Raw genomic sequence first — 21,583 nt, 5'->3', positions numbered from 1 at the left:
GCTCGATCGTTCCTGACGGGTTGTCTTCACGCCAATCGCTAGCCGCCGGTGCGCGCCAGCCCGCTGCGCGCATTGCCGTCGCCTGGCCGCAGCGCGAGCGCGCGGTTGTAGGACGCCGCCGCCTTGGCCTTGTCGCCGAGCCGCTCATAGACCTGGCCGCGCGTGCTCCACGCCGCAACATTGCCGGGATCGGCCTGCACCGCCTCGTCGAGATCGCTGGCGGCCTGCTTGGCCTTGTCGAGCGCGAGGTAGCTGGTGGCACGGCCGACCAGGGGCTCGGCCTTCTGCGGCGACAGCCCGCTGGCTGCCGTGAAATCGTCGATCGCCTGCTGATGCTGTCCGCGGACCTGATAGATCAGGGCGCGGCCGTAGAGCGCCTGGATGTTGTAAGGGTCGGCCGCCAGCGCCTGTTCGAACTCCGCCATCGCCTCGTCGAGCTTGCCGGAGCGCGCCAGCACCTGAGCACGCGTGGTGTGATCCTTGGCGCTGTTGACGTCTTGCGGGGTGATGGTGTCGGCGGCGGGCTTGTCGGCGGTGGCAGCGGGCTTCGGCTTGTCGTCCGAGGAGCCCCATGAACCGAGGTCGAAGGAGCAGCCGCCGAGCGGCAGGCCGAGAACCACTGCAATGATGACGAGATGCGGCGCGCAACGGCGGTGCGCGGGTCCTGGAAAGAGCGGGCGGGATACCGGATCAGCCGTCATGCAAAATGCTCTTGCCGGTCGCTTTGCATGGGTACCCCGGAACGCGGCGTGCTTCAAAACGACAACGCGGGCCCGTGGCCCGCGCTGTTAGACTTCCATACAGGCAAAACGGTTCAGCGAGGGCCGCGACCGGCGCCTGCACCGCCCGGACGGCCGCCGCGGTCGCCACCGGGGCCAGCGCCGAACACTGGCTTCGGCTTCATCGGCAGCAGGCCTTCGCGCTGCAGCTTCTTGCGCGCCAGCTTGCGTGCGCGGCGCACGGCTTCGGCCTTTTCGCGGGCCTTCTTCTCAGACGGCTTTTCGTAATGACCGCGGAGCTTCATCTCGCGGAAAATGCCCTCGCGCTGCATCTTCTTCTTCAGCGCCTTCAGGGCTTGGTCGACATTGTTATCGCGGACGAGAACCTGCACGCGGCATCCTCTTTTGAATTGATCGGTTCGGAATTCTGGCGAGGTGAAGGGGCGGCAAAAGGCCTGCCTCTTAACCCTAGGCGCGCGCATGTATCAGACAAACGCGCAGATGTCCACCGGTCGAGTGACTTTCGGGCCTAGTAAAGCCACGAAATAGGGCGAAAATGCCATTGTGCGGCCCCGATTTGGGTGGTTTGGCGCCCAGATGAGGGCCGCTCCCGGCGTTTTGGATAACCCGGACATTGGAAATAGGGGAGATGCGAGATGGAGATGAAGAAATACGCTGCCGAGGCCATCGGTACGTTCTGGCTCACATTCGCTGGTTGCGGCAGCGCGGTGATCGCGGCCGGCTTTCCGCAGGTCGGGATCGGCCTGGTCGGCGTGTCACTGGCCTTCGGGCTGAGCGTGGTGACCATGGCCTATGCGATCGGCCATATCTCGGGTTGCCACCTCAACCCGGCGGTGACCGTCGGGCTCGCCGCGGGTGGGCGTTTCCCGGGCGGCCAGGTGCTGCCCTACATCATCGCGCAGGTTGTGGGCGCGATCATCGCGGCCTGGCTGCTCTATGTGATCGCGAGCGGCGCGCCCGGCTTCGATGTCAGCAAGGGCTTTGCCTCCAACGGCTATGACGCGCATTCACCCGGCCAGTACAACATGGTGGTGTGCTTCATCACCGAGGTGGTGATGACCATGATGTTCCTGTTCATCATCATGGGATCGACCCATGGCAAGGCGCCCGCCGGCTTCGCACCGCTCGCCATCGGCCTCGCGCTGGTGATGATCCACCTCGTCAGCATTCCCGTCACCAACACTTCGGTGAATCCGGCGCGCAGCACCGGGCCGGCGCTGTTCGTCGGCGGCTGGGCGCTGGGACAGCTCTGGCTGTTCTGGGTCGCACCGCTGATCGGCGCCGCGCTCGGCGGCGTGATCTATCGCTGGCTCAGCGACGAACCGACCGGCATCGTCGCCGGCGCGAAGACGGCGTGATCGGCGAGAGCGTTTTCGAGCGAAGTGGACGCCGGTTCGCGTGAAGAAAACGCGTAAGCAAAAATCCAGAATATCGGTTCTGATTGAATCAGAACCGATGCTCTAATGGATCGTGGTTGCCACGATCCCATTTCCATCGATGCGACGAAGGCGGCTATGGGCCGCGTGTGGAATTATCCCTTGCGGGCCGGCGTCACTTCGGTGACGTGCCCCATCTTGCGGCCGGGGCGCGGCGTGCCCTTGCCGTACAGATGCACCGTGGCGCCGGGAACGGTGAGCCACTGCTCGTAGCTCAGGATGTCGTCGCCGATCAGGTTGGTCATGACGACCTCGCCGTGGCGCACCGGCTTGCCCAGCGGCCAGCCGGCGATCGCGCGGATGTGCTGCTCGAACTGTGAGATCGAGGCGCCGTCGAGCGTCCAGTGACCGGAATTGTGCACGCGCGGCGCGATCTCATTGACCAGCACCGTCGCCTTGCTGCCGTTGCCGGGCACCGCGAACATCTCCACCGCGAGCACGCCGACATAATCGAGCGCCGAGGCGATCTTTTCGGCGATCGCGCGCGCCTGTATGGCAAGCTCATCGGGGATTGCGGCCGGCGCGCGGGAAATTTTCAGGATGTGGTCACGATGCTCGTTCTCGGTGACGTCGAAGCATTCGACTTCGCCTGAAGCGGAGCGGGCCGCGATCACCGAGATCTCGCGCTCGAACGGCACGAAGGCCTCGAGGATGGCCGACTTGGTGCCGAGGTCCTCCCAGACCTGCTCGAGATCGTCGCCGTCGCGGATGATGGCCTGGCCCTTGCCGTCATAGCCGAAGCGGCGGGTCTTGATCACCGCTGGCAGGCCGATGCGTTCGATTGCCGTGCGCAGCGTGTCGACCGAGGACACGTCGGCGTAGTCGGCGGTGCCGATGCCGAGCTTGCTGATGAAATCCTTCTCGATCAGCCGGTCCTGCGTGGTCTCCAGGATTTTGTAGGCCGGCAGCACCGGGCGCCGCGCGGCGAGCACCATCGCGGTCGCGGCCGGGACATTCTCGAATTCATAGGTGACGACGTCGACGTCGTTGGCGAACAGTTCGAGCGCCTCGACGTCGGCATATTCCGCGCAGGTCGCGTTCTGCACCACGTCGAACGCCGGGGAGTCCGGATCCGGCGAAAACACCTGGCAGCGGAGCCCGAGGCGCGCCGCGGCCATCGCCAGCATCCGGCCCAATTGTCCGCCGCCGAGGATTCCAATGGTGTCGCCCGGCTTCAGCTTCACTGCGTTCGAAGCCGTCACGCCGCGCCCTCCGGATGCTCGTTGACCGCGTCGGTCTGCTGCTTGCGCCAGGCCGCAAGGCGGGCCGACAGAGCCGGATCGTTGAGTGCGAGCACGCTCGCCGCGAGCAATGCGGCATTGATCGCGCCGGCCTTGCCGATCGCCAGCGTCCCGACCGGGACGCCGGCCGGCATCTGCACGATCGAATAGAGCGAATCGACGCCCGACAGCGCCTTCGACTCGACGGGAACCCCGAACACCGGAAGCTCGGTCAGCGCGGCCGTCATGCCCGGCAAATGGGCGGCGCCGCCGGCGCCGGCAATGATCACCTTGTGGCCGGCTGCCTTGGCGCCCTTGGCAAAGGCATAGAGCCGATCCGGGGTGCGGTGGGCCGAAACGATGCGCGTTTCGCAGGCCACACCGAGCGCAGCCAGCGTCTCGGCGGCATGGCGCATGGTTTCCCAGTCGGACTGACTTCCCATGATGATGGCGATCGGAGCGGTCATCTCTTCAATTCTGTGCAGGAATCCAAAAGCATAGGCCGATTATAGGGACGGCCCGGGCGTCATCCAAGGCGTGGCAAGGGAGTTAGAATGGACTATCCTGTCTTGGTGAATCCCGGCAAGCCTTCATAAGCAGGCCTCAACAAGGATGCGCATGAAGAAGAAGACGACGTCGGCCGCCTCCGGGGCCGCGAAACGACGGAAAGGCGCGCCCGCCGCGCGCAAATCCAGGCCGGGCAAGACTGCAGCCAAGCGGGCTGGCACCAAACGGGCTGGAACCGGAGCTTCCACGCGAGGCGCGGTCGCATCCGGCGACAAATCGACCATCCGCAGCTTGCGGGCGCAGCTGGCGCGGGCGCAGGCCCGGATCGAGGAGCTGCAGGCCTCCGCCGAGACCGACTTCCTGCTCGACATCTTCAACCGGCGCGGATTCGAGCGCGAGCTCGCCCGTTCGCTCTCCTTCATCAAGCGCTATCAGGCCTCCGGTGCGCTGATCGTGCTCGACGTCGATCGCCTCAAGCCGATCAACGATGCCTTCGGCCACGCGGCGGGCGACGAGGTGCTGAAGGCGATCGTTGCCGCGATATCGGATCAGGTGCGCGCTTCCGATGTGATCGGCCGTCTCGGCGGTGACGAGTTCGCCGTGCTGCTGTGGAATCTCAGCGAGATCGATGCCCGCGCCAAGGCGGCTGCGCTGGAAGAGGCGATCGATCGGTTGACCTTCATGTTTCGTAACAGCCAGGTCACCGCAGGCGCCTCCGCGGGCGTTGCTATCCTCACCGCGCACTCGGATATCGATCGCGTGCTCGATGAGGCCGACCGTGCGATGTATGTGCGCAAGGCCCAGCGGCGCCACGAATCCCGAGAATTATAGCGCGCTCAAATCCTCCGGCACATTGCCGTAGGCACGCAACAGTTTGGCATCGCCGAATTCGCCGATCGCAGGATCGCCGGTGCGGCTGAACGCGACGGCGCCGATGCTGCCGGGCATCCGCGACATGGTCTCCGCGCGGCGCAGCGCGACCGCCGAGCTCTGGCATTCCTCGGCATTGCCGGCGACCGGCGTGCCGTCGTCATCCTGCATGAAGGGCAGTGCCACGTAATAGGTTACATCGGCCATCGCTGTGCTCCCTGAAGATCAGGCCAAGGATCAGGCCAAGGATCAGGCGGCGTCGCTCGCCGCCCGGGTCTGCGCCGGCACGCAGCCGGCGGTGATCGCGGCCTGCAATTCCTCAAGCTCGGCTTCCAGATATTCGTTGGCCATGATCAGCGCCTTGATGGTGCTGCGCAGGTTGCCGTCGCACATCGCGATCGCCTGATCGCAGGCCTTCTCGTAGCGGCTGTTGTCGGGCAGGGAAGGCGGTGCGGACATGGCGAAACTCCCTCTGATGGCTGGCGGCTGGGCTGGCATGTTCTCTTTTTGTTCATGCGGAGTCAAGCGCCGGGAAACCGCCTTCCGTCCGTTGCCGCGAACGTGAAGCCGGCGAGGCGCTGTGGATGACGGGGAAAACCGTCGCCCGGTCTGAACCGGAAGCGCCGAAGCGCGAAGGCCCGCGCCGCGGCACGCGTCAGGCAATGATGTCGGGCGTGATCTGGTCTTCGATAAAGGCGATGCGATCGCGCAGTTGCAGCTTCCGCTTCTTCAAGCGCTGCAGCATCAAGAGATCCGGCGCCGGCGACTGATGCAGCGCGTCGATCGCGGCATCGAGGTCGCGGTGCTCTTGTTGCAGCCGCGCGAGTTCGGCGATTAGTTCGCGCTCATCCTGATCGTTCATGGTTGTGTATTAACTGATAAGCACGATAAGGTTGTTGCGGCTGAAGTCGCCGCTCGCCGGAATATCCTCCTTGAACGCGCGCCGCGCAAGCCGGACCGGTTCCATAGTCACGATTGGTTACAGATAAACCGAAATGAGTGCGTGCGGCATTTCGCGTCCCCCATCGACAGCGCCGTCCACTCGTGTACACTCGGCGGTCCGGATCGAACCTGAGGTTTAACGCACCGAGGAGTGTTCGCAATGGCAATACAGGCCCATCTCATTGAGCTGGAGCGTAAACACAAAATACTCGAGAACGAACTGCACGAAGCGCTCGTTCACCCCTCTGTAGACGACCTGCATATTTGCGAGCTGAAGCGCCGCAAGTTGATGGTCAAGGATCAAATCGAGCGGTTGAGACTGTCCGCCGACGACACGGTCCACTAGACCGCCCCCCTGCAAATTAGCAAATAGCCTGGCCTTTCACCGAGGGATGAACGCCCAAGCGCGCGCGCATCCCCCGGGAGGCCTTACTGTATTTGCTCAGAGTTCCGCCAACGCGCCGACATGGTCGGCGACCGCGAGCGATGACGTCAGTCCGGGCGATTCGATGCCGAACAGGTTGATCAGGCCCGCGACGCCGTGATCGGCCGGCCCCTGGATCAGGAAGTCCTGGGTCGCCACCGCCGGCGGCACGATCTTGGGGCGGATTCCCGAATAGCTCGGCATCAGCGCGCCGTCCGGCAGGGCCGGCCAGTATTTCCGGATCGCCGGATAGAACCGCTCGGCCCGATCGGGGTCGACGGCGTAATCGATGTGATCGATCCATTGGACGTCGGGCCCGAACCTCGCCTGACCGGCCATGTCGAGCGTCAGGTGCACGCCGAGCCCGCCGGGTTCCGGCACCGGATAGATCAGCCGCGAGAACGGCGCCTTGGCGCTGCAACTGAAATAATTGCCCTTGGCCAAATAGGCCGTTGGAATCAATTCGATCGGCATGCCCTCGACGTTGCGCGCGACTGCCGTCGCGCCGAGTCCGGCGGCATTGACCAGGATATCGCAGGCCAGTGTCATCGGCGCCGCGCCGCCGGCCTCGATCTCGAAGCCGTCGGCGGTGGCCCTGGCGTGGAGCAGCGGCGTATGGAAGGCGAACGCCGCCCCGGCCGCCTCGGCGTCACCGCGCAGCGCCAGCATGTAAGCATGGCTGTCGATGATCCCGGTCGAGGGAGACAGCAGCGCCGCGTCGCAATTCAGCGCCGGCTCCAGGGCGCGTGCCGCCTCGCCGGACAACAGCTGCATGTCGTCGACGCCGTTGGCCTCGGCATGCGCGCGGATCGACTGCAGCTTCTCGGTCTCCGCAGGGGTGGTGGCCACGATCAGCTTGCCGCAATTCTTGTGCGGGATGCCGTGCTCGGCGCAGTAGCGGTAGAGCGCCCGCTTGCCGCTGACGCACATCCGCGCCATCAGGCTGCCGGCGCGGTAGTAGATGCCGGCGTGGATCACCTCGCTGTTTCGCGACGAGGTCACCGTGCCGATTCCCTCGGCCTCCTCGAGCACAATCACTTCGCGGCCGGCCTGTGCCAGCCGCCGCGCCACGGCGAGGCCGATCACCCCCGCACCGACGATCACGCAATCAACCCTGTCCATCTCGTCCTTCAGGTCCGAAAATTTCCGCCCGGCCACGCCATGACCGTTGCCGCCAACATCGTTCAGCCCGATCCGGTCGCTTTGGGCAAGTGCTTATTAGGCAAGTGCTTGGGCCATCTCAAAAAGTTGGGAAGCCATGCCCTGTTAGTGGAGCATTAATCATGTCAGGGCAATTGCCATAAATTAAGTCAGCATTTTCCGGTTGCATCAGTACGCGTTTACCCGATCCAAACCGCCGGAGCCGGACACTCGCCCCCGGAAATCCGCGGGTGATCGATGGCTGGCAGGAAGGTGCAGGCGGGCGGGAAGAATTCGATTCCGGCAAGGGCCGTGCTCTGCCTGATCGCCGCCGTCGCGCCGTGCGCTGCAGCCCGGGCCGGCACCGGTGCGTTCGCGCCGTCGAGCTATCTGGGCAGCCTCGATCCCGGCCTGGTCTGGGAGCTCCTGATCGGCAGCGTGGTGGTCGCGTCCTTTTTCGGCGCGGTCGGGCTGTGGATCCTCTCGGCGCTGCGCAAGGCCAAGCGCGCGCAATTGCGGCGCAACGCCTTCGTCTCGTCGGCACTCAACCATTTGAACCAGGGCGTGGTGATGACCGATGCGCAGGAGCGCATCGTGTTCTGCAACGACCGCTATCTCGACATCTACGGCCTGTCGCGCGCCGACATCAGGCGCAACATGACCGGCGTCGAGCTGCTGGAACTGCGCCGCGACCGCGGCGTGCTCGACCTCAGCGCCGAGGATTTCTTCGCCAGGGCCGCGGCGCCCGAGGGACTGGTTACCGAGCTGCCCGGGGGCAGGTCGGTGCTGGTGAAGTATTTTCCGCTGCCGAACGGCGGCTCGGTCGCGACCCATCTCGATTGCACCGACCAGCGCAAGCTGTCGCGCAAGCTCGCCTCGACCACACAATTCCTGGAATCGGTGCTCGACAACGTTCCGGTCTGCGTCGCGGCCAAGAACATCGAGGACGGCCGCTACATCTTCGCCAACCGCGCATTCGAGCGCTTCTCGCGCTTCTCGCGCGATCACATCGTGGGCAAGCGCGCCGACGAGATCTTCCGCCCCGAGACCGCCGCCAGCATCGACACCGCCGACCGCGCGGCGCTGAACGCGGCGGAAGGCTATCACCGCAGCGAATTCTTCGTCGAACGTGGTTCGGACAAGAGGATCCTCGCCTCCAACCGCGTGATCGCCCGCAACGAGGCCGGCGAGCCGGAATTCCTGATCGCGCTGTTTGAGGACGTCACCGATCGCCGCTCGCTGTCGCGCGAGCTCGAGAACAACAAGAAATTCCTCGAGCTCGTGGTCGACAACATCCCGGTCTCGCTGATCGTGCAGCGGGTCAGCGACGGCCGCTACCTCCTGGCCAACCGCAGCGCCGAGACGATCCTCAATCGCCGCCGCGAGGACGCCGCCGGCCTGACCGCGTCCGACATCTTCAATGCGCGTGAAGCCAAGCTGATTATCGCCCGCGACGAGGCCGCGATCAGGAAGCGCAGTATGATCGCCGAGGAGCATCCGATCTCGACCAAGGACGGCCTGCGGCTGTTCCTGACCCGCCGCATGACCGTGCTCGACGATGTCGGCGAGCCGCAATATCTGATCAAGACCCACGAGGACGTCACCGACCGGCGCCAGACCGAGTCGCGCATGGCGCACATGGCCTATCATGACGGCCTGACCGATCTGCCGAACCGCGCCGCCTTCCTGCAGGCGCTGACCCAGATGATCGAGGCCTGCGACGGCACCGACGAGGAGTTCGCCGTGCTCTGCGTCGACCTCGACGGGTTGAAGGAGATCAACGACGTCTACGGCCATGCGATGGGCGACAAGGTGCTGGTCGAGGTCGCGCAGCGTCTGCAGGCCGTGGCGCGCGGCGGCGTGGTCGCGCGGCTCTCTGGCGACGAATTCGGCCTCATCATCGACGGCAAGCAGCCGGTCGCCGGCATCGCGCTGGCCGAGCAGGCCGCCGAGGCGCTCGGGCAGGATTTCCTGATCGACGGCAAGTCGGTGCGAACCGGCCTCACCACAGGGATCGCGGTGTTCCCGGACAACGGATCCGACGCGGCCTCGCTGCTGGCCAATTCCGGCGCGGCGCTGTTTCGCGCCAAGGCGAAGTCGCGCGGCACGATCTCGATCTTCGAACCGGAGATGGACCAGCAGATCCGCGATCGCCGCGTGCTGCACCAGGAGCTGTCGGTCGCGATCAAGAATGGCGAATTGTCGCTCTACTACCAGCCGCAGGCCGCCGCGGGCGGCAGCGTAGCGGCCAGCCAGATCATCGGCTTCGAGGCGCTGGCGCGGTGGCACCATCCGGTGCGCGGCTTCGTGCCGCCCGGCGACTTCATTCCGCTCGCGGAAGAAAGCGGCCTGATCGTTGAAATGGGCGAATGGATCCTGCGCGAAGCCTGCCGGGAGGCGGCCTCCTGGGCGATCCCGCTGCAGGTCGCGGTGAACCTGTCGCCGGCGCAATTCACCCATGGCGACCTCGTCGGCCTCGTGCATTCGATCCTGCTCGAGACCGGGCTCACGCCGGACCGGCTCGAGCTCGAAATCACCGAGGGCGTGCTGATCGAGGATTTCGACCGCGGCCTGTCGCTGCTGCGGCGGCTGAAGGCGCTCGGTGTCCGCATCTCGATGGACGATTTCGGCAGCGGCTATTCCTCGCTGAGCTATCTGCAGGCGTTTCCGTTCGACAAGATCAAGATCGACCGCGCCTTCGTCATCAATCTCGGCCGCAACCCGCAATCGGCCGCGATCGTGCGCGCGGTGATCGATCTCGGCCACGGCCTTGAAATGTCGATCGTCGCCGAAGGCGTCGAGACCGAGGCGCAGCTCGACTTCCTCGCCGAAGAGGGCTGCGACGCGGTGCAGGGCTATCTGATCGGCAGGCCGGCTCCGATCGGTCAATTCGCCGCGCTGGTCGGTGGCGACCAGCTTGCCGAAACCGTGCGCAGAGCCGGGTAATTTGGCCTGAATGGTCGGGCTGGCACGGCCGGCTGTGCTTGCCATCCGCTGCATGCCCGGCTACATCTCGGCCCACCACTTCATTTCAGCCGAGAAAGGAGGGCCGCGTCGTGGCGAGATACACCGATCCCCACCTCAAGCGTGGCCCCGTCAACGCCCTGCAGATGCGTTTGCAGGGCTGACCGGAAACTCGCGCTAAATCCTTCCTGGTCTGCCCTTCGTGGCCGTGCAGCGTCGAACGTTTGAGCGTTCGCGCCTGCACATCAATCCCTCGCCGCGCTTCGACATGCACATCCGATGATGGCTGGACGCCTCGGGATGTTGCGATTGCCGGCAAGACCAGAGAATTGATCGTGACCCTCATCAATGTCCGTAATCTCGGCGTGACGCTGAACGCGCCGCTGTTTTCCGAACTGAATTTTGTCGTTAATGCCGGCGACCGGATCGGCCTCGTGGCCGCCAACGGCCGTGGCAAGTCCACGCTGCTGCGCTGTATCGCAGATGCGATGGAGCCTAACGAAGGCGATATCACCCGCGCGCGGGGACTGACCGTTGGCCATGTCGAGCAGGATGCGCCGCCAAGACTGCTGGATACGCCGTTCCATGCCGCCGTGCTCGAGGCGCTTCCCGGCGAGCAGCGCGCCAGCGAGGGCTGGCGGGTCGACGTCGCCTTGCAGTCGCTCGAGGTGCCGGAGGAGCTGTGGACGAGACCGCTGAAGCAGCTGAGCGGCGGATGGCTGCGGCTTGCGGTGCTCGCCCGCGTGCTGGTGACCGAGCCCGATGTGCTGCTGCTCGATGAGCCGACCAACCATCTCGACCTCGCCAAGATCGGCCGGCTTGAGGCCTGGCTGAACGCACTGCCGCGCGAGATGCCGGTGGTGATCGCAAGCCATGATCGCGCCTTCCTCGATGCGACGACCAACCGGACGCTGTTCCTGCGCCCGGAGCGGTCGCAGCTGTTCTCGCTGCCCTATACCGCGGCGCGCACCGCGCTCGACGAATTCGATGCCTCGGACGAGCGGCGCTATCAGCGCGACATGAAGGCCGCGCGGCAGCTCCGGCAGCAGGCCGCGAAGCTCAACAACCTCGGCATCAATTCCGGCAGCGACCTTCTGCTGTCGAAGACCAGGCAGTTGAAGCAGCGCGCCGAGAAGCTCGAGGAGACGGCGAAGCCCGCGCATCTGGAACGCTCGGCCGGAACGATCCGGCTCGCCAACCGCGACACCCATGCCAAGGTCCTGATCATGCTGGACAATGCCGGGATCGCCACACCTGACGGCCGGCTGTTGTTCAGGACCGGCCAGCAGTTCATCTGCAAGGGCGACCGGATTGCGCTGCTCGGGCCGAATGGCGCCGGCAAGACCCGCTTCGTCGCGGCGCTGCGGCTGGCGATCGAGAATGCCGCAGCGGCACCGGCCGAGATCCGGGCCACCGAGTCATTGGTGCTTGGCTATTGCGACCAGGCGCTGGCCGATCTCGCCGATAGCGACACGCCGATGCGCATGCTGACGCGGCGCTTCGAGGTCGGCGATCAGCGGGCGCGCGGCCTGCTCGCCGGCGCCGGGCTCTCGATCGAGATGCAGGGCCGTCCGATCGGGCGGCTGTCGGGCGGGCAGAAGGCCCGCCTCGGCATGCTGGTGCTGCGGTTCACCCAGCCGAACTTCTATCTGCTCGACGAGCCGACCAACCACCTCGACATCGAGGGCCAGGAGGCGCTGGAGGACGAGTTGATGGAACGGCAGGCCAGCTGCCTCCTGGTGTCGCACGACCGCCAGTTCGTGCGCACGGTGGCCAACCGGTTCTGGGTGATCGAAGGCAGGAAGCTGATCGAGGTCGACGGACCGGAACAGTTCTTTGCCGCGGCCGGTACGGACTAGCGCGTGATGGAGTCAGATTGGATAGCCGTCGCGAAGACGGTGTGCCTCTCCCGCTTGCGGGGCCGTCGCAGGAGGAGCGCTGCCAAAATATCGAAAACAACCCCATGCAAAGTAGCCGGGGCGGCCGGCGTTCGAGCAGGCTACTTGACACGTCGGGCAACTCAGGGGCATTATTCCAATATTCCGAAATCATGCAAGCGTGCGCTCGCCCCCAGCAAGCGGGAAGGTGAGTGTGTCGTGATTCACCCAGACATCATGCAGTTCAGCGCCGCGCCTTGACGCATTTTTCGTGCGAACCCGTCTTTTGTTCGCATGAAAATGCGATAGGCGTTGCGCATGGCGGACTACGACGTCGCGATCATCGGCGGTGGCCTGAACGGCACGAGCATTGCCCGTGATGCCGCCGGCCGCGGCCTGCGCGTGATCCTGCTGGAGCAGGGCGATCTCGGTTCCGGCGCATCGCAGGCTTCGCCGCGGTTGGTCCATGGCGATCTGGCCGGACTGGAACGGCGGGAGTTCTTCCGCGTCCGCAGGGCGCTGAGGGAACGCGACGTGTTGCTGCGCATCGCGCCGCATCTGGTGCGGCCGGTGCGCTTTGTGATCCCTGCTCATGCCGAGGAGCGGCCGCCGTGGCAGCTGCGGTCGTTGCTGCTGCTCTATGAGCGGCTGACTTCGCGCAGCGGTCTGCCGCGCTCGGCGACGCTCGATGTCACCCACCATCCCGTCGGCAATGCGCTGAAGCGGCCGTTCGGAACCGCGTTCGAATATTCCGACTGCGTCGTCGACGATTCCCGGCTCGTCGTGCTCACCGCCGTCGACGCCGCGGCGCGCGGCGCCGATATCCGCACCGGCGCGCGCGTGACTCGGGCCGAGCGCGGCGAGACCTGGCGGCTAGTCGCGATCGACCGCGGCTACCGGCGGGTGATCACGGCGCGGGCGCTGGTCAGCGCGACCGGCGCGTGGACCGCCTCGGTCGCCGACATCGTGCTGCGGGTGCCCGCGCCGCAGCTTGCGACCGTGCAGATCAGCCAGATCGTGGTGCGCCGCCTGTTCGACTGCGACAACGTCTATGTGTTTCAGAACCCTGACGGCCGGTTGATCTTCGCCAGTTCCTACGAGCGCGACTTCACCCTGATCGGCAGCGTCAGTCATCCCTTCAAGGGTGATCCGGCGGTTGTCGCAATTGGTGTGCGCGAGGAGGCCTATCTCTGCGACGCCGCCAATCGCTACTTTCGCGAGCAGATCGCTCCGGTCGATGTGCTGCGGACCGTCTCCGGTGCCAATTCCGTGCTCGTGCCCGCGCGCCGGCACATGAGCGATGGCGCAGCGCTGCTCGATGTCAGGCGCGGCAAGGCGCCGCTGCTCACGATCTTCGGCGGCGACGTCACCACCGCGCGGCGCCGCGCCGAGCGGGCAGTGTCGGAGTTCACGCGGTTCTATCCGATGACGCCGCGCTGGACCGCAACGGCGCCGCTGCCGGGCGGCGAGTTCGCCTGGCAGCGCTTCGAGACCGAGGTCGACATCGCCCGCGACCGCTGGCGCTTCCTCGGCGAGGCGCCGGCGCGGCGGCTGGTGGCTGCCTATGGGCTGAATGTGAAGGACATTTTGGGAGACGCCAAAGAGAAGGCCGATCTCGGCCCGGCCTTCGGTCCCGAACTGACCGGCGCCGAGGTGGGTTACCTCATGCGCAAGGAATGGGCGCGCTTTGCTGACGATATCCTGTGGCGCCGCTCCAAGCTCGGGCTGACCATGCCGCAAGCCGCTCGCGACGCGCTTGCGGCATTCATGGCGAAGATGGATTGAGCTCGCTTCAAACCTCCCCTTGAAAAGGGGAGGTCGCTTTGCTCGTAGAGCAAAGCGGGTGGGGATTCTGCCTCCATGACAACCGGTGTCGTTCGTGGCCGACCCCCATCCCGACCTTCCCCCTTTCAGGCAGGGGTGTCCGGGGAATGATTCACTGTGTCGCGGTGCATGCTCGGCAGGACCGAGGCAAATCGGTCTTTTCTGGTTGTCGAGACACAGAGGGCCGAGCATGCGATATCGCGGTAGCATTTTTGGAAGGCTGCTTGAACCGATCAATCGACGGCAGTTTCAGACGGTTGTGGATCGTCTGGACGGGGATGCCTACGACAAGTCGTTCAGGAGCTGGGATCATCTGGTGGCGCTGATCTATGCCCAGCTTAGCGGCAACAGCAGTCTGCGCGGGGTGGTGACTGGCTTCAACGCCAATTCGCAGCATCACTATCACTTGGGAACCGGCAAGCTGTCGCGCTCGACGTTGTCCGATGCCAATGCCCGCCGTCCGATCGGCATTTTCGCGCAAACCTTTGCGGCGCTGTCGGCGATGGCGCGTCGCCAGCTGCGGAGTGAAGGCATGGAGATGGTGCGTCTGATCGACGCCAGTCCGATCCCGCTCGGCAAGGTCTGCAGTTGGGCGACGTGGAACGGCCGCATCCGCGGCATGAAGCTGCATGTCGTCTACGACCCAAGGAGCGATGTCCCGACCTGCGTCGAGATGACGGCCGCGAACGTCAATGACATCGAGATCGGCCGACAGACCCCAATCCAGCCCGCCACCACCTATGTGTTTGACAAGGGCTATTGCCGTTTCGACTGGTGGCAGAAGATCAATGATAGCAAGGCTTTCTTCGTTACCCGGGCGAAGACGAGCATCCGTCTTCGCTCGCTCAGGCATCGCGCCATCCGCAAGCGTAACGGGGATGGCTTCGAAATCCTTGCCGATGACGAGGTGAAGCTCACCAGCAAGGGCGATTCGCGCCTTCCAATCCCGCTCCGCCGCATCAAGATCAGACGCGAGAAAGGCGGCAAGATCACACTCCTGACCAACGACCTTGCCCGTAGCGCCGTCGAGATCGCCGCCCTCTACAAGAGCCGATGGCAAATCGAGCTGCTGTTCCGCTGGATCAAGCAGCATCTCGATATTCGCAAGTTCCTCGGCGCCAACGACAACGCGATCCGCCTTCAGGTGCTCGCTGCGATGATTGCCTACCTGCTGCTGCGCATCGCCGCTCACACCAACTGCATCAAAATGCTCCCGCTCAGGTTCGCCGAACTCGTCGGCCAGCTCCTGCTCACGCGTCGATCCCTCGCTGCCATCGACAAACCTCCGCCCATCAACCCCAGCCGTCGGAAATCAACCATCTCACCTGACCAGATGGAGCTCCGCTATGCCTGAATTTCCCCGGACACCCCTGCCTTTCAGGGGGAAGGAGGAGAGCTCCAGCAGCGGCTATTGCCGGGCCGCCTCCTGTGACCAGGCGAGGTCGCGCCGGGACGGACGGCGATGCAGCCGCTCCGAGATCAGGCTCGTTGCCTGCCGGCCCTGGCCGGCGCGCAGGCACGCGACGATGAAGGTATCCTCCCACAATTCGCGTTGCGCATGGCTGCCGCCGATCCGCACCAGTTCGGGCATCAGCGGCGCAAGGATCCGCACGGCGTCGTGGTGATCGCCGGCGGCGAAGGCCGCGATCCCGCGGCCGAGCCCGATCGCCGCGGGGCCGGGCGCCAATCTGCCGTCGGCGTCGCGCGTGGCCATCTCGACCAGCCGCGCCTCGAGCGCGTCGTTGTTCGTCGTCGCTGCGACCAGCGCGTGGTGCACGTCGGCGAAATGTGCGCCGGCCTTCGGGAAGTAGCCGTTGCCATAGGCGGCGACATCCTTCCAGTGCTGCTCGAGACCGGTCTTGCCGGCGACCGTCAGCCGCCAGAGCAGCGAGGCCGTGTCGGTGAAGATATTGAGCGGCGGATAGGGGCGGCCCGCCGGCTTGATGTGCTGCTCGTAAATGTCGAGCGCGCTGTCGGCGTCGCCTTCCTCGATCGCGATCAAGGCGAGGTGCCAGGCGAGATGGCCCTGCAGGAAGCTGGTGCGATCATTCGCCGGCAGCCAGGCGGAGAGGAAGCTGCGGCCTTCCGCCGCGTCGCCCTGCTCGAACAACGCATGCGCGATGGCGTGCGCGGCGCCGGCGTTCTCCGGCTTCAGCGCATAGCCGCGCTCGGTGATGGCGCGGCCGGACACGACATCGCCGGCCTCGGTCTTCGACCAGCCGAGATAGGTGAGGAACCACCAATCGTCGCCATAGACGCCGGCGTAACGTTCGCAGACGGCAAGCCGTGCGGGTCATGATCGGGCCGGCCGGAGAACGCATAGAGGCCGAAGGCGCCGAGCAACAGCGACAGCACCTGCGCATCACGCGGATATTCGGTGAGATGCCGTTCGGCTTCCGTCACCGCCTTCCTGGGCTGGCTCTCGATCACGGACGCCAAGATCTCGATGTGCTGGCGCTCGCGCGGGCTTGCGGCCGCGGCCAGCTGCCGTGCATCGGCCGCCTTGGCGCGGGCCTTGGCGCCTTCCATGTTGAGCTGGTGCACGCGGGCACGGCCGATATGGGCCAATGCGAAATCGGGGTCCTCGGCGATCGCCGCCTCGAACGCCGCATCGGCGCCGTGCAGCGCCGCCAGCATGCGATCGACGCCGTCGACATAGTAGGCGGCGGCGCGGTCCGAGCTCGTCGTCAGCGGCAGGCCGTAGCGGTCGTGAATCATCGGTTGCCCCTCGAATTGGCTGCGAAGTCTAGCAGAGGCGTGGACGCCGACAATATTGCGGGAGATGTCCGTGAGGCGGTTGAGCCGGTGGCGATCCGCCGCTAGCTTGCCGCCAGAATCGGACCTTACGGGAAATCGGGGCTGACGGACGTGACATCGGGCGAAGCGAGTGCGGAGGCGGCAAGGCCGTTGCCTGAACCGGCCGTCTCGGACATGCCGCTGCTGCGGATCGAGGGTGTCGCCAAGTCGTTCGGCAATTTCCGCGCGGTCGACAAGCTCTCGCTCGATATCCGCGCCGGCGAGTTCTTCGCGCTGCTCGGCCCGAGCGGCTGCGGCAAGACCACGCTGCTGCGCATGCTCGCCGGCTTCGAGACGCCGGACGAGGGCCGCATCCTGCTTGGCGGCAGCGACATTGCCCAGGTGCTGCCGCATGAGCGGCCCGTCAACATGATGTTCCAGAACTACGCGCTGTTCCCGCATCTGTCGGTGCGCGACAACATTGCCTTCGGTCTGAAGCGTGCCGGCATGGCGCGCGGCGATATCGCGGCCCGCGTCGCCGAGATGGTGGCGCTCGTCAAGCTTGAGGGGATGGAGAAGCGCAAGCCCGACCAGCTCTCCGGCGGACAGCGGCAGCGCGTCGCGCTGGCGCGCTCGCTGGCGCGGCGCCCGCAGGTGCTGCTGCTCGACGAGCCGCTCGCCGCGCTCGACAAGAAGCTGCGCGAGAGCACGCAGGCCGAATTGATGGAGCTGCAGCGCCGGCTCGGCATGACCTTCATCATCGTCACCCACGACCAGGAGGAGGCGATGACGATGGCCGGCCGCATCGGGGTGATGGATGCCGGCCGTCTGGTTCAGGTCGCAACCCCGCGCAATCTCTACGAGGCGCCGGCCTCGCGCTGGATCGCCGAGTTCGTCGGCGATATCAATCTGTTCAACGGCGAGGTCACGTCCCGCGAGAATGGGCGCCTGACGGTCGCGACCGCTGATGCAGGTAGGCTGGCGGTCAGCGAGCTGTGGCCGCCGGTGACCAAGCAGGTCGTCGCCGTCGCGATCCGCCCCGAGAAGGTGAAGCTGTCGCGCCGCGCGCCGGCAATGGACGGAGGCGCGTCGCAGGCGATCAACCGGCTGGAGGGCGTCGTCACCGACGTCAACTATCTCGGCGGCGTGACCAGCTATCGGGTGAAGCTGGAGACGGGCGCGGTGGTGCGCGCGTCGATGGCCAATACCGCGCGGCTCGACGTCGATGCCTATCTCGCCGGCCAGCGCGTGGTGGCATGGTTCACCGCCGACGATTGCCTGGTGCTCGAGCAATGAGCGCGCGCCGCATCTTCGCCCGGCCGGCGCGGCTCGCCGCGATCGCGCCCTATCTGTGGATGGTGCTGTTCTTCCTGGTGCCGTTCGGCTTCGTGCTGAAGATCAGCCTGTCGCAGACCGCGATCGCGCAGCCGCCCTATACGCCGGTGTTCGATATCACCGAGGGCCGCGCCGCGCTGGCCGCGGCGTTCGCGCAATTGTCGTTCGACAATTTCCGCCTGCTGATATCGGACAATCTCTACATCCTGTCCTATCTGCGCAGCCTCGTCGTCGCGGTGACCGCGACGCTGATCCTGCTCCTGATCGGCTATCCCATAGCCTACGGCATGGCGCGATTGCCGCAGCGTTGGCAGGGCGTGGCGATGATGCTGGTCATCGTGCCGTTCTGGACCTCGTTCCTGATCCGCATCTATGCCTGGATCAATATCCTGCAGCATGACGGCCTGCTCAACCAGGTTCTGCTGGCGCTGCACATCGTGTCCGCGCCGGTGGTCTGGCTGTCGACGGACAGCGCGATGTATCTCGGCATCGTCTATTCCTATCTGCCGTTCATGATCCTGCCGCTCTATGCGACGCTCTCCAGGATGGACGCGTCGCTGCTGGAGGCCGCGGGCGATCTCGGCGCCTCGCCGTTGCAGGCGTTCTGGCTGGTGACATTCCCGCTGTCGCTGCCCGGCGTCGGCGCCGGCGCGCTGCTCTGCTTCATTCCTGTTGTCGGCGAGTTTGTGATCCCCGACCTGCTCGCCGGCTCCAACTCGCTGATGATCGGGCAGACGCTGTGGCTAGAGTTCTTCACCAACAAGGACTGGCCGGTCGCATCGGCCGCCGCGGTCGCCTTGTTGCTGCTGCTGGTGCCGCCGCTCGTGCTCTACGACCGCCTGCAGCGGCGTCAGCTCGAGGCGAACCGCTGATGGCGCGCACCATCACCAGGCTCACCCGCTTCAACATGACGTCGCTGGCGCTCGGGCTGGCCTTCCTCTATCTGCCGATCGTCATCCTCGTGATCTACTCGTTCAACGCCTCGCGGCTGGTGACGGTGTGGGGCGGCTGGTCGCTGCGCTGGTACCGCGAGTTCTTTGGCGACCGCGCCATGCTGGAGGCGGCGTGGATGAGCCTGTCGGTCGCCGCGGTGTCGGCGACGCTGGCGACACTGCTGGGCACGCTGGCGGCGGTCGGGCTGGCGCGCGGCGAGCGGTTCCGGGGGCGGGCGCTGTTCTCCGGCATGCTGTATTCGCCGCTGGTCATGCCGGAGGTGATCTCCGGCCTGTCGCTGCTGCTCCTGTTCGTGGCGCTCAATGCCGAGCGCGGCTTCTGGACCGTGACGATCGCCCACACCACGCTGACGATGTGCTTCGTCACGGTCGTGGTGCAGTCGCGCCTCGCCACGCTCGACCGCAGCCTGGAGGAGGCCGCGATGGACCTCGGCTGCGATCCGGTGCGAGCGTTCCTCCTGGTGACGCTGCCGCTGATCGTGCCGGCGATCGTCGCCGGCTGGATGCTGGCCTTTACGCTGTCGCTCGACGACGTCGTGATCGCGAGCTTCACCACCGGCCCGGGCTCGGCGACGCTGCCGATCCGGATCTATTCCGAGGTCCGGCTCGGCGTGAAACCCGAGATCAACGCGATCTGCACGCTGGTGATCGCGCTGATCGCCGTGATCATCGTGATCGCCTCGTTCGCCTCGAAACTGTCGAGCGCGCGCGGCGAGAGCGCCGCGCCGCTGTAATTTCCGTCATTCCGGGGCGATGTGAAACATCGAACCCGGAATCTCGAGATTCCGGGTCTGGTGCTAGCGCACCATCCCGGAATGACAGCGCGTCACGACTTGACGGCGCCGGCGGTCAATCCGCCCACCATGTAGCGCTTGAAGGCGTAATAGACCGCGGCCGGCGGCAGCGCGTAGATGAAGCCGGTGGTCATCAGGAGCTCCCACGGCGAGTCGTCCGCGGCGAGGAAGTTGCCGAGCGCGACCGGCAGCGTGATGTCGGTGTCCTTCGACAACAGCAGGAAGGCGTAGAGATATTCGTTCCACGCGAGCAGTATCGCATAGGTCCCGACCGCGACCAGCGACGGCATCATCAAGGGCACATAGACCAGGCGGAACAGCTGCAGCGTGGTGGCGCCGTCCATCGTCGCGGCTTCATCCAGCTCGACCGGCAGCTTGTCGGAGGCCTGCTTCAGGACCCAGATCGCGTAGGGCGCCGCGATCGTCACCATCGCCAGGATCAGCGACCAGTGATTGTTCAAGAGGCCATAGGTGCCCATGGTGCGGTACATCGGCACGGCGAGGAACGCGGCCGGGATGAAATAGGTGAACAGCGCCAGATTCATGACGGCGCGGCCGCCCGGCACGCGCAGCCGCGAGATCGAGAACGCGGCGGCGGTGGCGACGAACAGCGTCAGCGCGCCGACCGCGAGCGCGATCACGGTCGAATTCCAGAACTGGATCCAGAAGTCGCGCAGGAAGTAGTGCTGCTGATTGAACACGATCTCGAAATTGTGCAGCGTCGGATGCGTCGGCCACAGCTTGCCGGAGAACGCGTCCTCCTTGGGCGAGATCGCGAACACGAACATGTGGTAGATCGGGATCATGGTCCAGATGAAGACCGGGATGCCGATCAGGAGCAGCTTGGCTTCGGTGCCGACTTCGCGGAGGGTGGGCAGCTTCATCGCGACAACCGTTTCATCATGTAATAGACCAGCGGCAGCACGAACGGCATCGCGCAGACGATCGAGGCCATCGCCAGCGAGAGCTGGTCGAGGCGCAGATAGCGGATGCCGAGGGTCGACAGCACGTGGGTGAGGTCGGCGGGCCCGCCGCCGGTGAGCAAATAGACGCTGTTGAAGTCGCCGAGCGTCCAGATCATCGAGAGCAGCGTGCACGTGACGTAGAGCGTCTGCATCGACGGCCAGGTGATGTAGCGGAATTTCTGCCACCAATTGGCGCCGTCGACGTCGGAGGCCTCGTACAGATCGTGCGAGATGGCGAGCCGCCCGGTCAAAAGGATCAGCGTCCAGAACGGCAGCGACTTCCAGATGTGGACACCGATCGCCATTGCGAGCGCGACCGCCGGATCGTTCAGCCAGTTCGGGCCGTCATCGCCGGTGAACTTGAAGATCAGCTGGTTGACCACGCCCCATTCCGGATTGAGCATGAAGCGCACCGACAGGATGGTCGGGATCGACGGCACCGCCCAGGGCAGGATGAAGATGACGGACAGCCATCTGATCCAGGGCCGCTGCTGGGCGAAGAAGCCGGACAGGAACAGCGCGATCAGCATCTTGATGTTGATGCCGATGACCAGGAAGATCAGCGTGTTGATCGCCGCGCGCGCGAAGATCGGGTCGTGATAGAGCGCGACATAGCTCGCCGGATGGCGCGCCAGCCACAGGCCGTAGCCAACCGGATAGACCACGAAGGCGAGGAAGACGAGCAGATAGGGCGCGAGCAGCACGATGCCCCAGACCTGCGGCGGCGACAGCCGCGCCGACAACGGCGGCGAGGGAGCATCGGATGCGGAGAGTGTGATCGCCATTCGGTTACTCTAAGATGTCGCCTACGTCGTCGATGTCGCCTACGTCGTCGTCCCGGCGAAGGCCGGGACCC

The 21,583-nt window shown here is 65.5% G+C and carries 22 protein-coding genes; 10 read left to right on the top strand and 12 right to left on the bottom strand.

What is annotated here, in order from left to right; genetic code table 11:
• Positions 1 to 38 precede the first annotated feature (38 nt).
• Positions 39 to 701, bottom strand: a complete 663-nt coding sequence (locus ACVW1B_RS29870; protein ID WP_456822653.1) for a tetratricopeptide repeat protein — start codon at positions 699 to 701, stop codon at positions 39 to 41.
• Positions 702 to 814: 113 nt separating this feature from the next.
• Complete coding sequence (rpsU, locus tag ACVW1B_RS29865) at positions 815 to 1,111, bottom strand: 30S ribosomal protein S21 (RefSeq protein ID WP_021078544.1); 297 nt, start codon at positions 1,109 to 1,111, stop codon at positions 815 to 817.
• A gap of 264 nt (positions 1,112 to 1,375) precedes the next feature.
• Here rpsU and aqpZ point away from each other — a divergent pair, with 264 nt between their 5' ends.
• Complete coding sequence (gene aqpZ / locus ACVW1B_RS29860; RefSeq protein ID WP_456822652.1) at positions 1,376 to 2,098, top strand: aquaporin Z; 723 nt, start codon at positions 1,376 to 1,378, stop codon at positions 2,096 to 2,098.
• A gap of 173 nt (positions 2,099 to 2,271) precedes the next feature.
• Here aqpZ and ACVW1B_RS29855 read toward each other — a convergent pair whose 3' ends face one another.
• Positions 2,272 to 3,378 carry a 5-(carboxyamino)imidazole ribonucleotide synthase gene (locus ACVW1B_RS29855; RefSeq protein ID WP_456822651.1) on the bottom strand — a complete coding sequence of 369 codons (1,107 nt, stop codon included), beginning with the start codon at positions 3,376 to 3,378 and terminating at the stop codon, positions 2,272 to 2,274.
• A complete protein-coding gene (gene purE, locus ACVW1B_RS29850) occupies positions 3,375 to 3,863 on the bottom strand; it encodes a 5-(carboxyamino)imidazole ribonucleotide mutase (protein WP_028335999.1) in 489 nt (162 codons plus the stop codon). Before purE ends, ACVW1B_RS29855 begins: the two co-directional genes overlap by 4 nt.
• A 145-nt stretch (positions 3,864 to 4,008) precedes the next feature.
• Between purE and ACVW1B_RS29845 the strand changes: the two genes are divergently transcribed.
• Positions 4,009 to 4,734, top strand: coding sequence for a GGDEF domain-containing protein (locus tag ACVW1B_RS29845; protein ID WP_057019015.1), 726 nt, complete (start codon positions 4,009 to 4,011; stop codon positions 4,732 to 4,734).
• Here the strand turns inward: ACVW1B_RS29845 and ACVW1B_RS29840 are convergent.
• The 3 genes from ACVW1B_RS29840 to ACVW1B_RS29830 all read right to left on the bottom strand — a co-directional run bounded on the left by ACVW1B_RS29840 (position 4,729) and on the right by ACVW1B_RS29830 (position 5,635).
• On the bottom strand, positions 4,729 to 4,980 hold the full coding sequence (locus ACVW1B_RS29840) for a hypothetical protein (protein WP_018268738.1): 252 nt from the start codon (positions 4,978 to 4,980) through the stop codon (positions 4,729 to 4,731). The two genes, ACVW1B_RS29845 and ACVW1B_RS29840, sit on opposite strands and share 6 nt — an antisense overlap.
• A 42-nt stretch (positions 4,981 to 5,022) precedes the next feature.
• Positions 5,023 to 5,232 (bottom strand): hypothetical protein, encoded by a 210-nt coding sequence (locus ACVW1B_RS29835; RefSeq protein WP_028336001.1) that lies wholly within the window; start codon positions 5,230 to 5,232, stop codon positions 5,023 to 5,025.
• 196 nt (positions 5,233 to 5,428) lie between these two features.
• Positions 5,429 to 5,635 carry a YdcH family protein gene (locus ACVW1B_RS29830; protein ID WP_016847372.1) on the bottom strand — a complete coding sequence of 69 codons (207 nt, stop codon included), beginning with the start codon at positions 5,633 to 5,635 and terminating at the stop codon, positions 5,429 to 5,431.
• Between the two features lie 240 nt (positions 5,636 to 5,875).
• Between ACVW1B_RS29830 and ACVW1B_RS29825 the strand changes: the two genes are divergently transcribed.
• Entirely contained in the window at positions 5,876 to 6,061 is a 186-nt protein-coding gene (locus ACVW1B_RS29825) for a YdcH family protein (protein WP_016847370.1), read from the top strand.
• Positions 6,062 to 6,157: 96 nt separating this feature from the next.
• Here ACVW1B_RS29825 and ACVW1B_RS29820 read toward each other — a convergent pair whose 3' ends face one another.
• Positions 6,158 to 7,261 (bottom strand): NAD(P)/FAD-dependent oxidoreductase, encoded by a 1,104-nt coding sequence (locus tag ACVW1B_RS29820; RefSeq protein WP_456822650.1) that lies wholly within the window; start codon positions 7,259 to 7,261, stop codon positions 6,158 to 6,160.
• Positions 7,262 to 7,537: 276 nt separating this feature from the next.
• Between ACVW1B_RS29820 and ACVW1B_RS29815 the strand changes: the two genes are divergently transcribed.
• From ACVW1B_RS29815 to ACVW1B_RS29800, 4 genes are all read left to right on the top strand, one after another.
• Positions 7,538 to 10,225 carry a sensor domain-containing protein gene (locus ACVW1B_RS29815; RefSeq protein ID WP_456822649.1) on the top strand — a complete coding sequence of 896 codons (2,688 nt, stop codon included), beginning with the start codon at positions 7,538 to 7,540 and terminating at the stop codon, positions 10,223 to 10,225.
• A 353-nt stretch (positions 10,226 to 10,578) separates the two neighbouring features.
• Positions 10,579 to 12,102, top strand: coding sequence for an ABC-F family ATP-binding cassette domain-containing protein (locus ACVW1B_RS29810; protein ID WP_456822648.1), 1,524 nt, complete (start codon positions 10,579 to 10,581; stop codon positions 12,100 to 12,102).
• Positions 12,103 to 12,438: 336 nt separating this feature from the next.
• Complete coding sequence (locus tag ACVW1B_RS29805) at positions 12,439 to 13,905, top strand: glycerol-3-phosphate dehydrogenase (protein ID WP_456822647.1); 1,467 nt, start codon at positions 12,439 to 12,441, stop codon at positions 13,903 to 13,905.
• A gap of 229 nt (positions 13,906 to 14,134) precedes the next feature.
• Positions 14,135 to 15,298, top strand: a complete 1,164-nt coding sequence (locus ACVW1B_RS29800) for an IS4 family transposase (protein WP_057015126.1) — start codon at positions 14,135 to 14,137, stop codon at positions 15,296 to 15,298.
• A gap of 54 nt (positions 15,299 to 15,352) precedes the next feature.
• Here ACVW1B_RS29800 and ACVW1B_RS29795 read toward each other — a convergent pair whose 3' ends face one another.
• The gene (locus tag ACVW1B_RS29795; RefSeq protein ID WP_456822646.1) at positions 15,353 to 16,135 is read right to left on the bottom strand and encodes a hypothetical protein; all 783 of its coding nucleotides are present in this window, start codon (positions 16,133 to 16,135) and stop codon (positions 15,353 to 15,355) included.
• Positions 16,096 to 16,662, bottom strand: a complete 567-nt coding sequence (locus ACVW1B_RS29790) for a hypothetical protein (protein WP_456778917.1) — start codon at positions 16,660 to 16,662, stop codon at positions 16,096 to 16,098. Before ACVW1B_RS29790 ends, ACVW1B_RS29795 begins: the two co-directional genes overlap by 40 nt.
• 213 nt (positions 16,663 to 16,875) lie before the next feature.
• Here ACVW1B_RS29790 and ACVW1B_RS29785 point away from each other — a divergent pair, with 213 nt between their 5' ends.
• From ACVW1B_RS29785 to ACVW1B_RS29775, 3 genes are read left to right on the top strand one after another with little or no spacing between them, the layout of a single operon-like run.
• Positions 16,876 to 17,976: an ABC transporter ATP-binding protein gene (locus tag ACVW1B_RS29785; protein WP_456823078.1), complete on the top strand. Its 1,101-nt coding sequence runs from the start codon at positions 16,876 to 16,878 to the stop codon at positions 17,974 to 17,976.
• A complete protein-coding gene (locus ACVW1B_RS29780) occupies positions 17,973 to 18,887 on the top strand; it encodes an ABC transporter permease (protein ID WP_456822645.1) in 915 nt (304 codons plus the stop codon). The genes ACVW1B_RS29785 and ACVW1B_RS29780 overlap by 4 nt, the downstream gene beginning before the upstream one ends.
• On the top strand, positions 18,887 to 19,702 hold the full coding sequence (locus tag ACVW1B_RS29775) for an ABC transporter permease (protein WP_456822644.1): 816 nt from the start codon (positions 18,887 to 18,889) through the stop codon (positions 19,700 to 19,702). Before ACVW1B_RS29780 ends, ACVW1B_RS29775 begins: the two co-directional genes overlap by 1 nt.
• 92 nt (positions 19,703 to 19,794) lie before the next feature.
• On the opposite strand, the gene ACVW1B_RS29770 is transcribed toward ACVW1B_RS29775, so the two are convergent.
• Together ACVW1B_RS29770 and ACVW1B_RS29765 are read right to left on the bottom strand one after the other, a co-directional pair.
• Positions 19,795 to 20,646 carry a carbohydrate ABC transporter permease gene (locus tag ACVW1B_RS29770; protein ID WP_456822643.1) on the bottom strand — a complete coding sequence of 284 codons (852 nt, stop codon included), beginning with the start codon at positions 20,644 to 20,646 and terminating at the stop codon, positions 19,795 to 19,797.
• Positions 20,643 to 21,512 (bottom strand): carbohydrate ABC transporter permease, encoded by an 870-nt coding sequence (locus tag ACVW1B_RS29765; RefSeq protein ID WP_456822642.1) that lies wholly within the window; start codon positions 21,510 to 21,512, stop codon positions 20,643 to 20,645. Before ACVW1B_RS29765 ends, ACVW1B_RS29770 begins: the two co-directional genes overlap by 4 nt.
• Positions 21,513 to 21,583: the final 71 nt, after the last annotated feature.

Source organism: Bradyrhizobium sp. USDA 4502 (assembly GCF_054063355.1).
Note: the sequence above shows the minus strand (reverse complement) of the source record. Positions and strands in the feature narration are given on the sequence as shown.

What these genes read in the sequence shown, in the direction of transcription:
- ACVW1B_RS29830 (WP_016847372.1), bottom strand. Translation starts at nt 5,635, where the DNA reads ATGAACGATCAGGATGAGCGCGAACTAATCGCCGAACTCGCGCGGCTG.
- purE (WP_028335999.1), bottom strand. Translation starts at nt 3,863, where the DNA reads ATGACCGCTCCGATCGCCATCATCATGGGAAGTCAGTCCGACTGGGAA.
- ACVW1B_RS29770 (WP_456822643.1), bottom strand. Translation starts at nt 20,646, where the DNA reads ATGAAGCTGCCCACCCTCCGCGAAGTCGGCACCGAAGCCAAGCTGCTC.
- ACVW1B_RS29805 (WP_456822647.1), top strand. Translation starts at nt 12,439, where the DNA reads ATGGCGGACTACGACGTCGCGATCATCGGCGGTGGCCTGAACGGCACG.
- ACVW1B_RS29835 (WP_028336001.1), bottom strand. Translation starts at nt 5,232, where the DNA reads ATGTCCGCACCGCCTTCCCTGCCCGACAACAGCCGCTACGAGAAGGCC.
- ACVW1B_RS29775 (WP_456822644.1), top strand. Translation starts at nt 18,887, where the DNA reads ATGGCGCGCACCATCACCAGGCTCACCCGCTTCAACATGACGTCGCTG.
- ACVW1B_RS29845 (WP_057019015.1), top strand. Translation starts at nt 4,009, where the DNA reads ATGCGCATGAAGAAGAAGACGACGTCGGCCGCCTCCGGGGCCGCGAAA.
- ACVW1B_RS29840 (WP_018268738.1), bottom strand. Translation starts at nt 4,980, where the DNA reads ATGGCCGATGTAACCTATTACGTGGCACTGCCCTTCATGCAGGATGAC.
- ACVW1B_RS29825 (WP_016847370.1), top strand. Translation starts at nt 5,876, where the DNA reads ATGGCAATACAGGCCCATCTCATTGAGCTGGAGCGTAAACACAAAATA.
- ACVW1B_RS29780 (WP_456822645.1), top strand. Translation starts at nt 17,973, where the DNA reads ATGAGCGCGCGCCGCATCTTCGCCCGGCCGGCGCGGCTCGCCGCGATC.
- ACVW1B_RS29820 (WP_456822650.1), bottom strand. Translation starts at nt 7,261, where the DNA reads ATGGACAGGGTTGATTGCGTGATCGTCGGTGCGGGGGTGATCGGCCTC.
- ACVW1B_RS29815 (WP_456822649.1), top strand. Translation starts at nt 7,538, where the DNA reads ATGGCTGGCAGGAAGGTGCAGGCGGGCGGGAAGAATTCGATTCCGGCA.
- ACVW1B_RS29790 (WP_456778917.1), bottom strand. Translation starts at nt 16,662, where the DNA reads ATGATTCACGACCGCTACGGCCTGCCGCTGACGACGAGCTCGGACCGC.
- ACVW1B_RS29785 (WP_456823078.1), top strand. Translation starts at nt 16,876, where the DNA reads ATGCCGCTGCTGCGGATCGAGGGTGTCGCCAAGTCGTTCGGCAATTTC.
- ACVW1B_RS29765 (WP_456822642.1), bottom strand. Translation starts at nt 21,512, where the DNA reads ATGGCGATCACACTCTCCGCATCCGATGCTCCCTCGCCGCCGTTGTCG.
- aqpZ (WP_456822652.1), top strand. Translation starts at nt 1,376, where the DNA reads ATGGAGATGAAGAAATACGCTGCCGAGGCCATCGGTACGTTCTGGCTC.
- ACVW1B_RS29870 (WP_456822653.1), bottom strand. Translation starts at nt 701, where the DNA reads ATGACGGCTGATCCGGTATCCCGCCCGCTCTTTCCAGGACCCGCGCAC.
- ACVW1B_RS29800 (WP_057015126.1), top strand. Translation starts at nt 14,135, where the DNA reads ATGCGATATCGCGGTAGCATTTTTGGAAGGCTGCTTGAACCGATCAAT.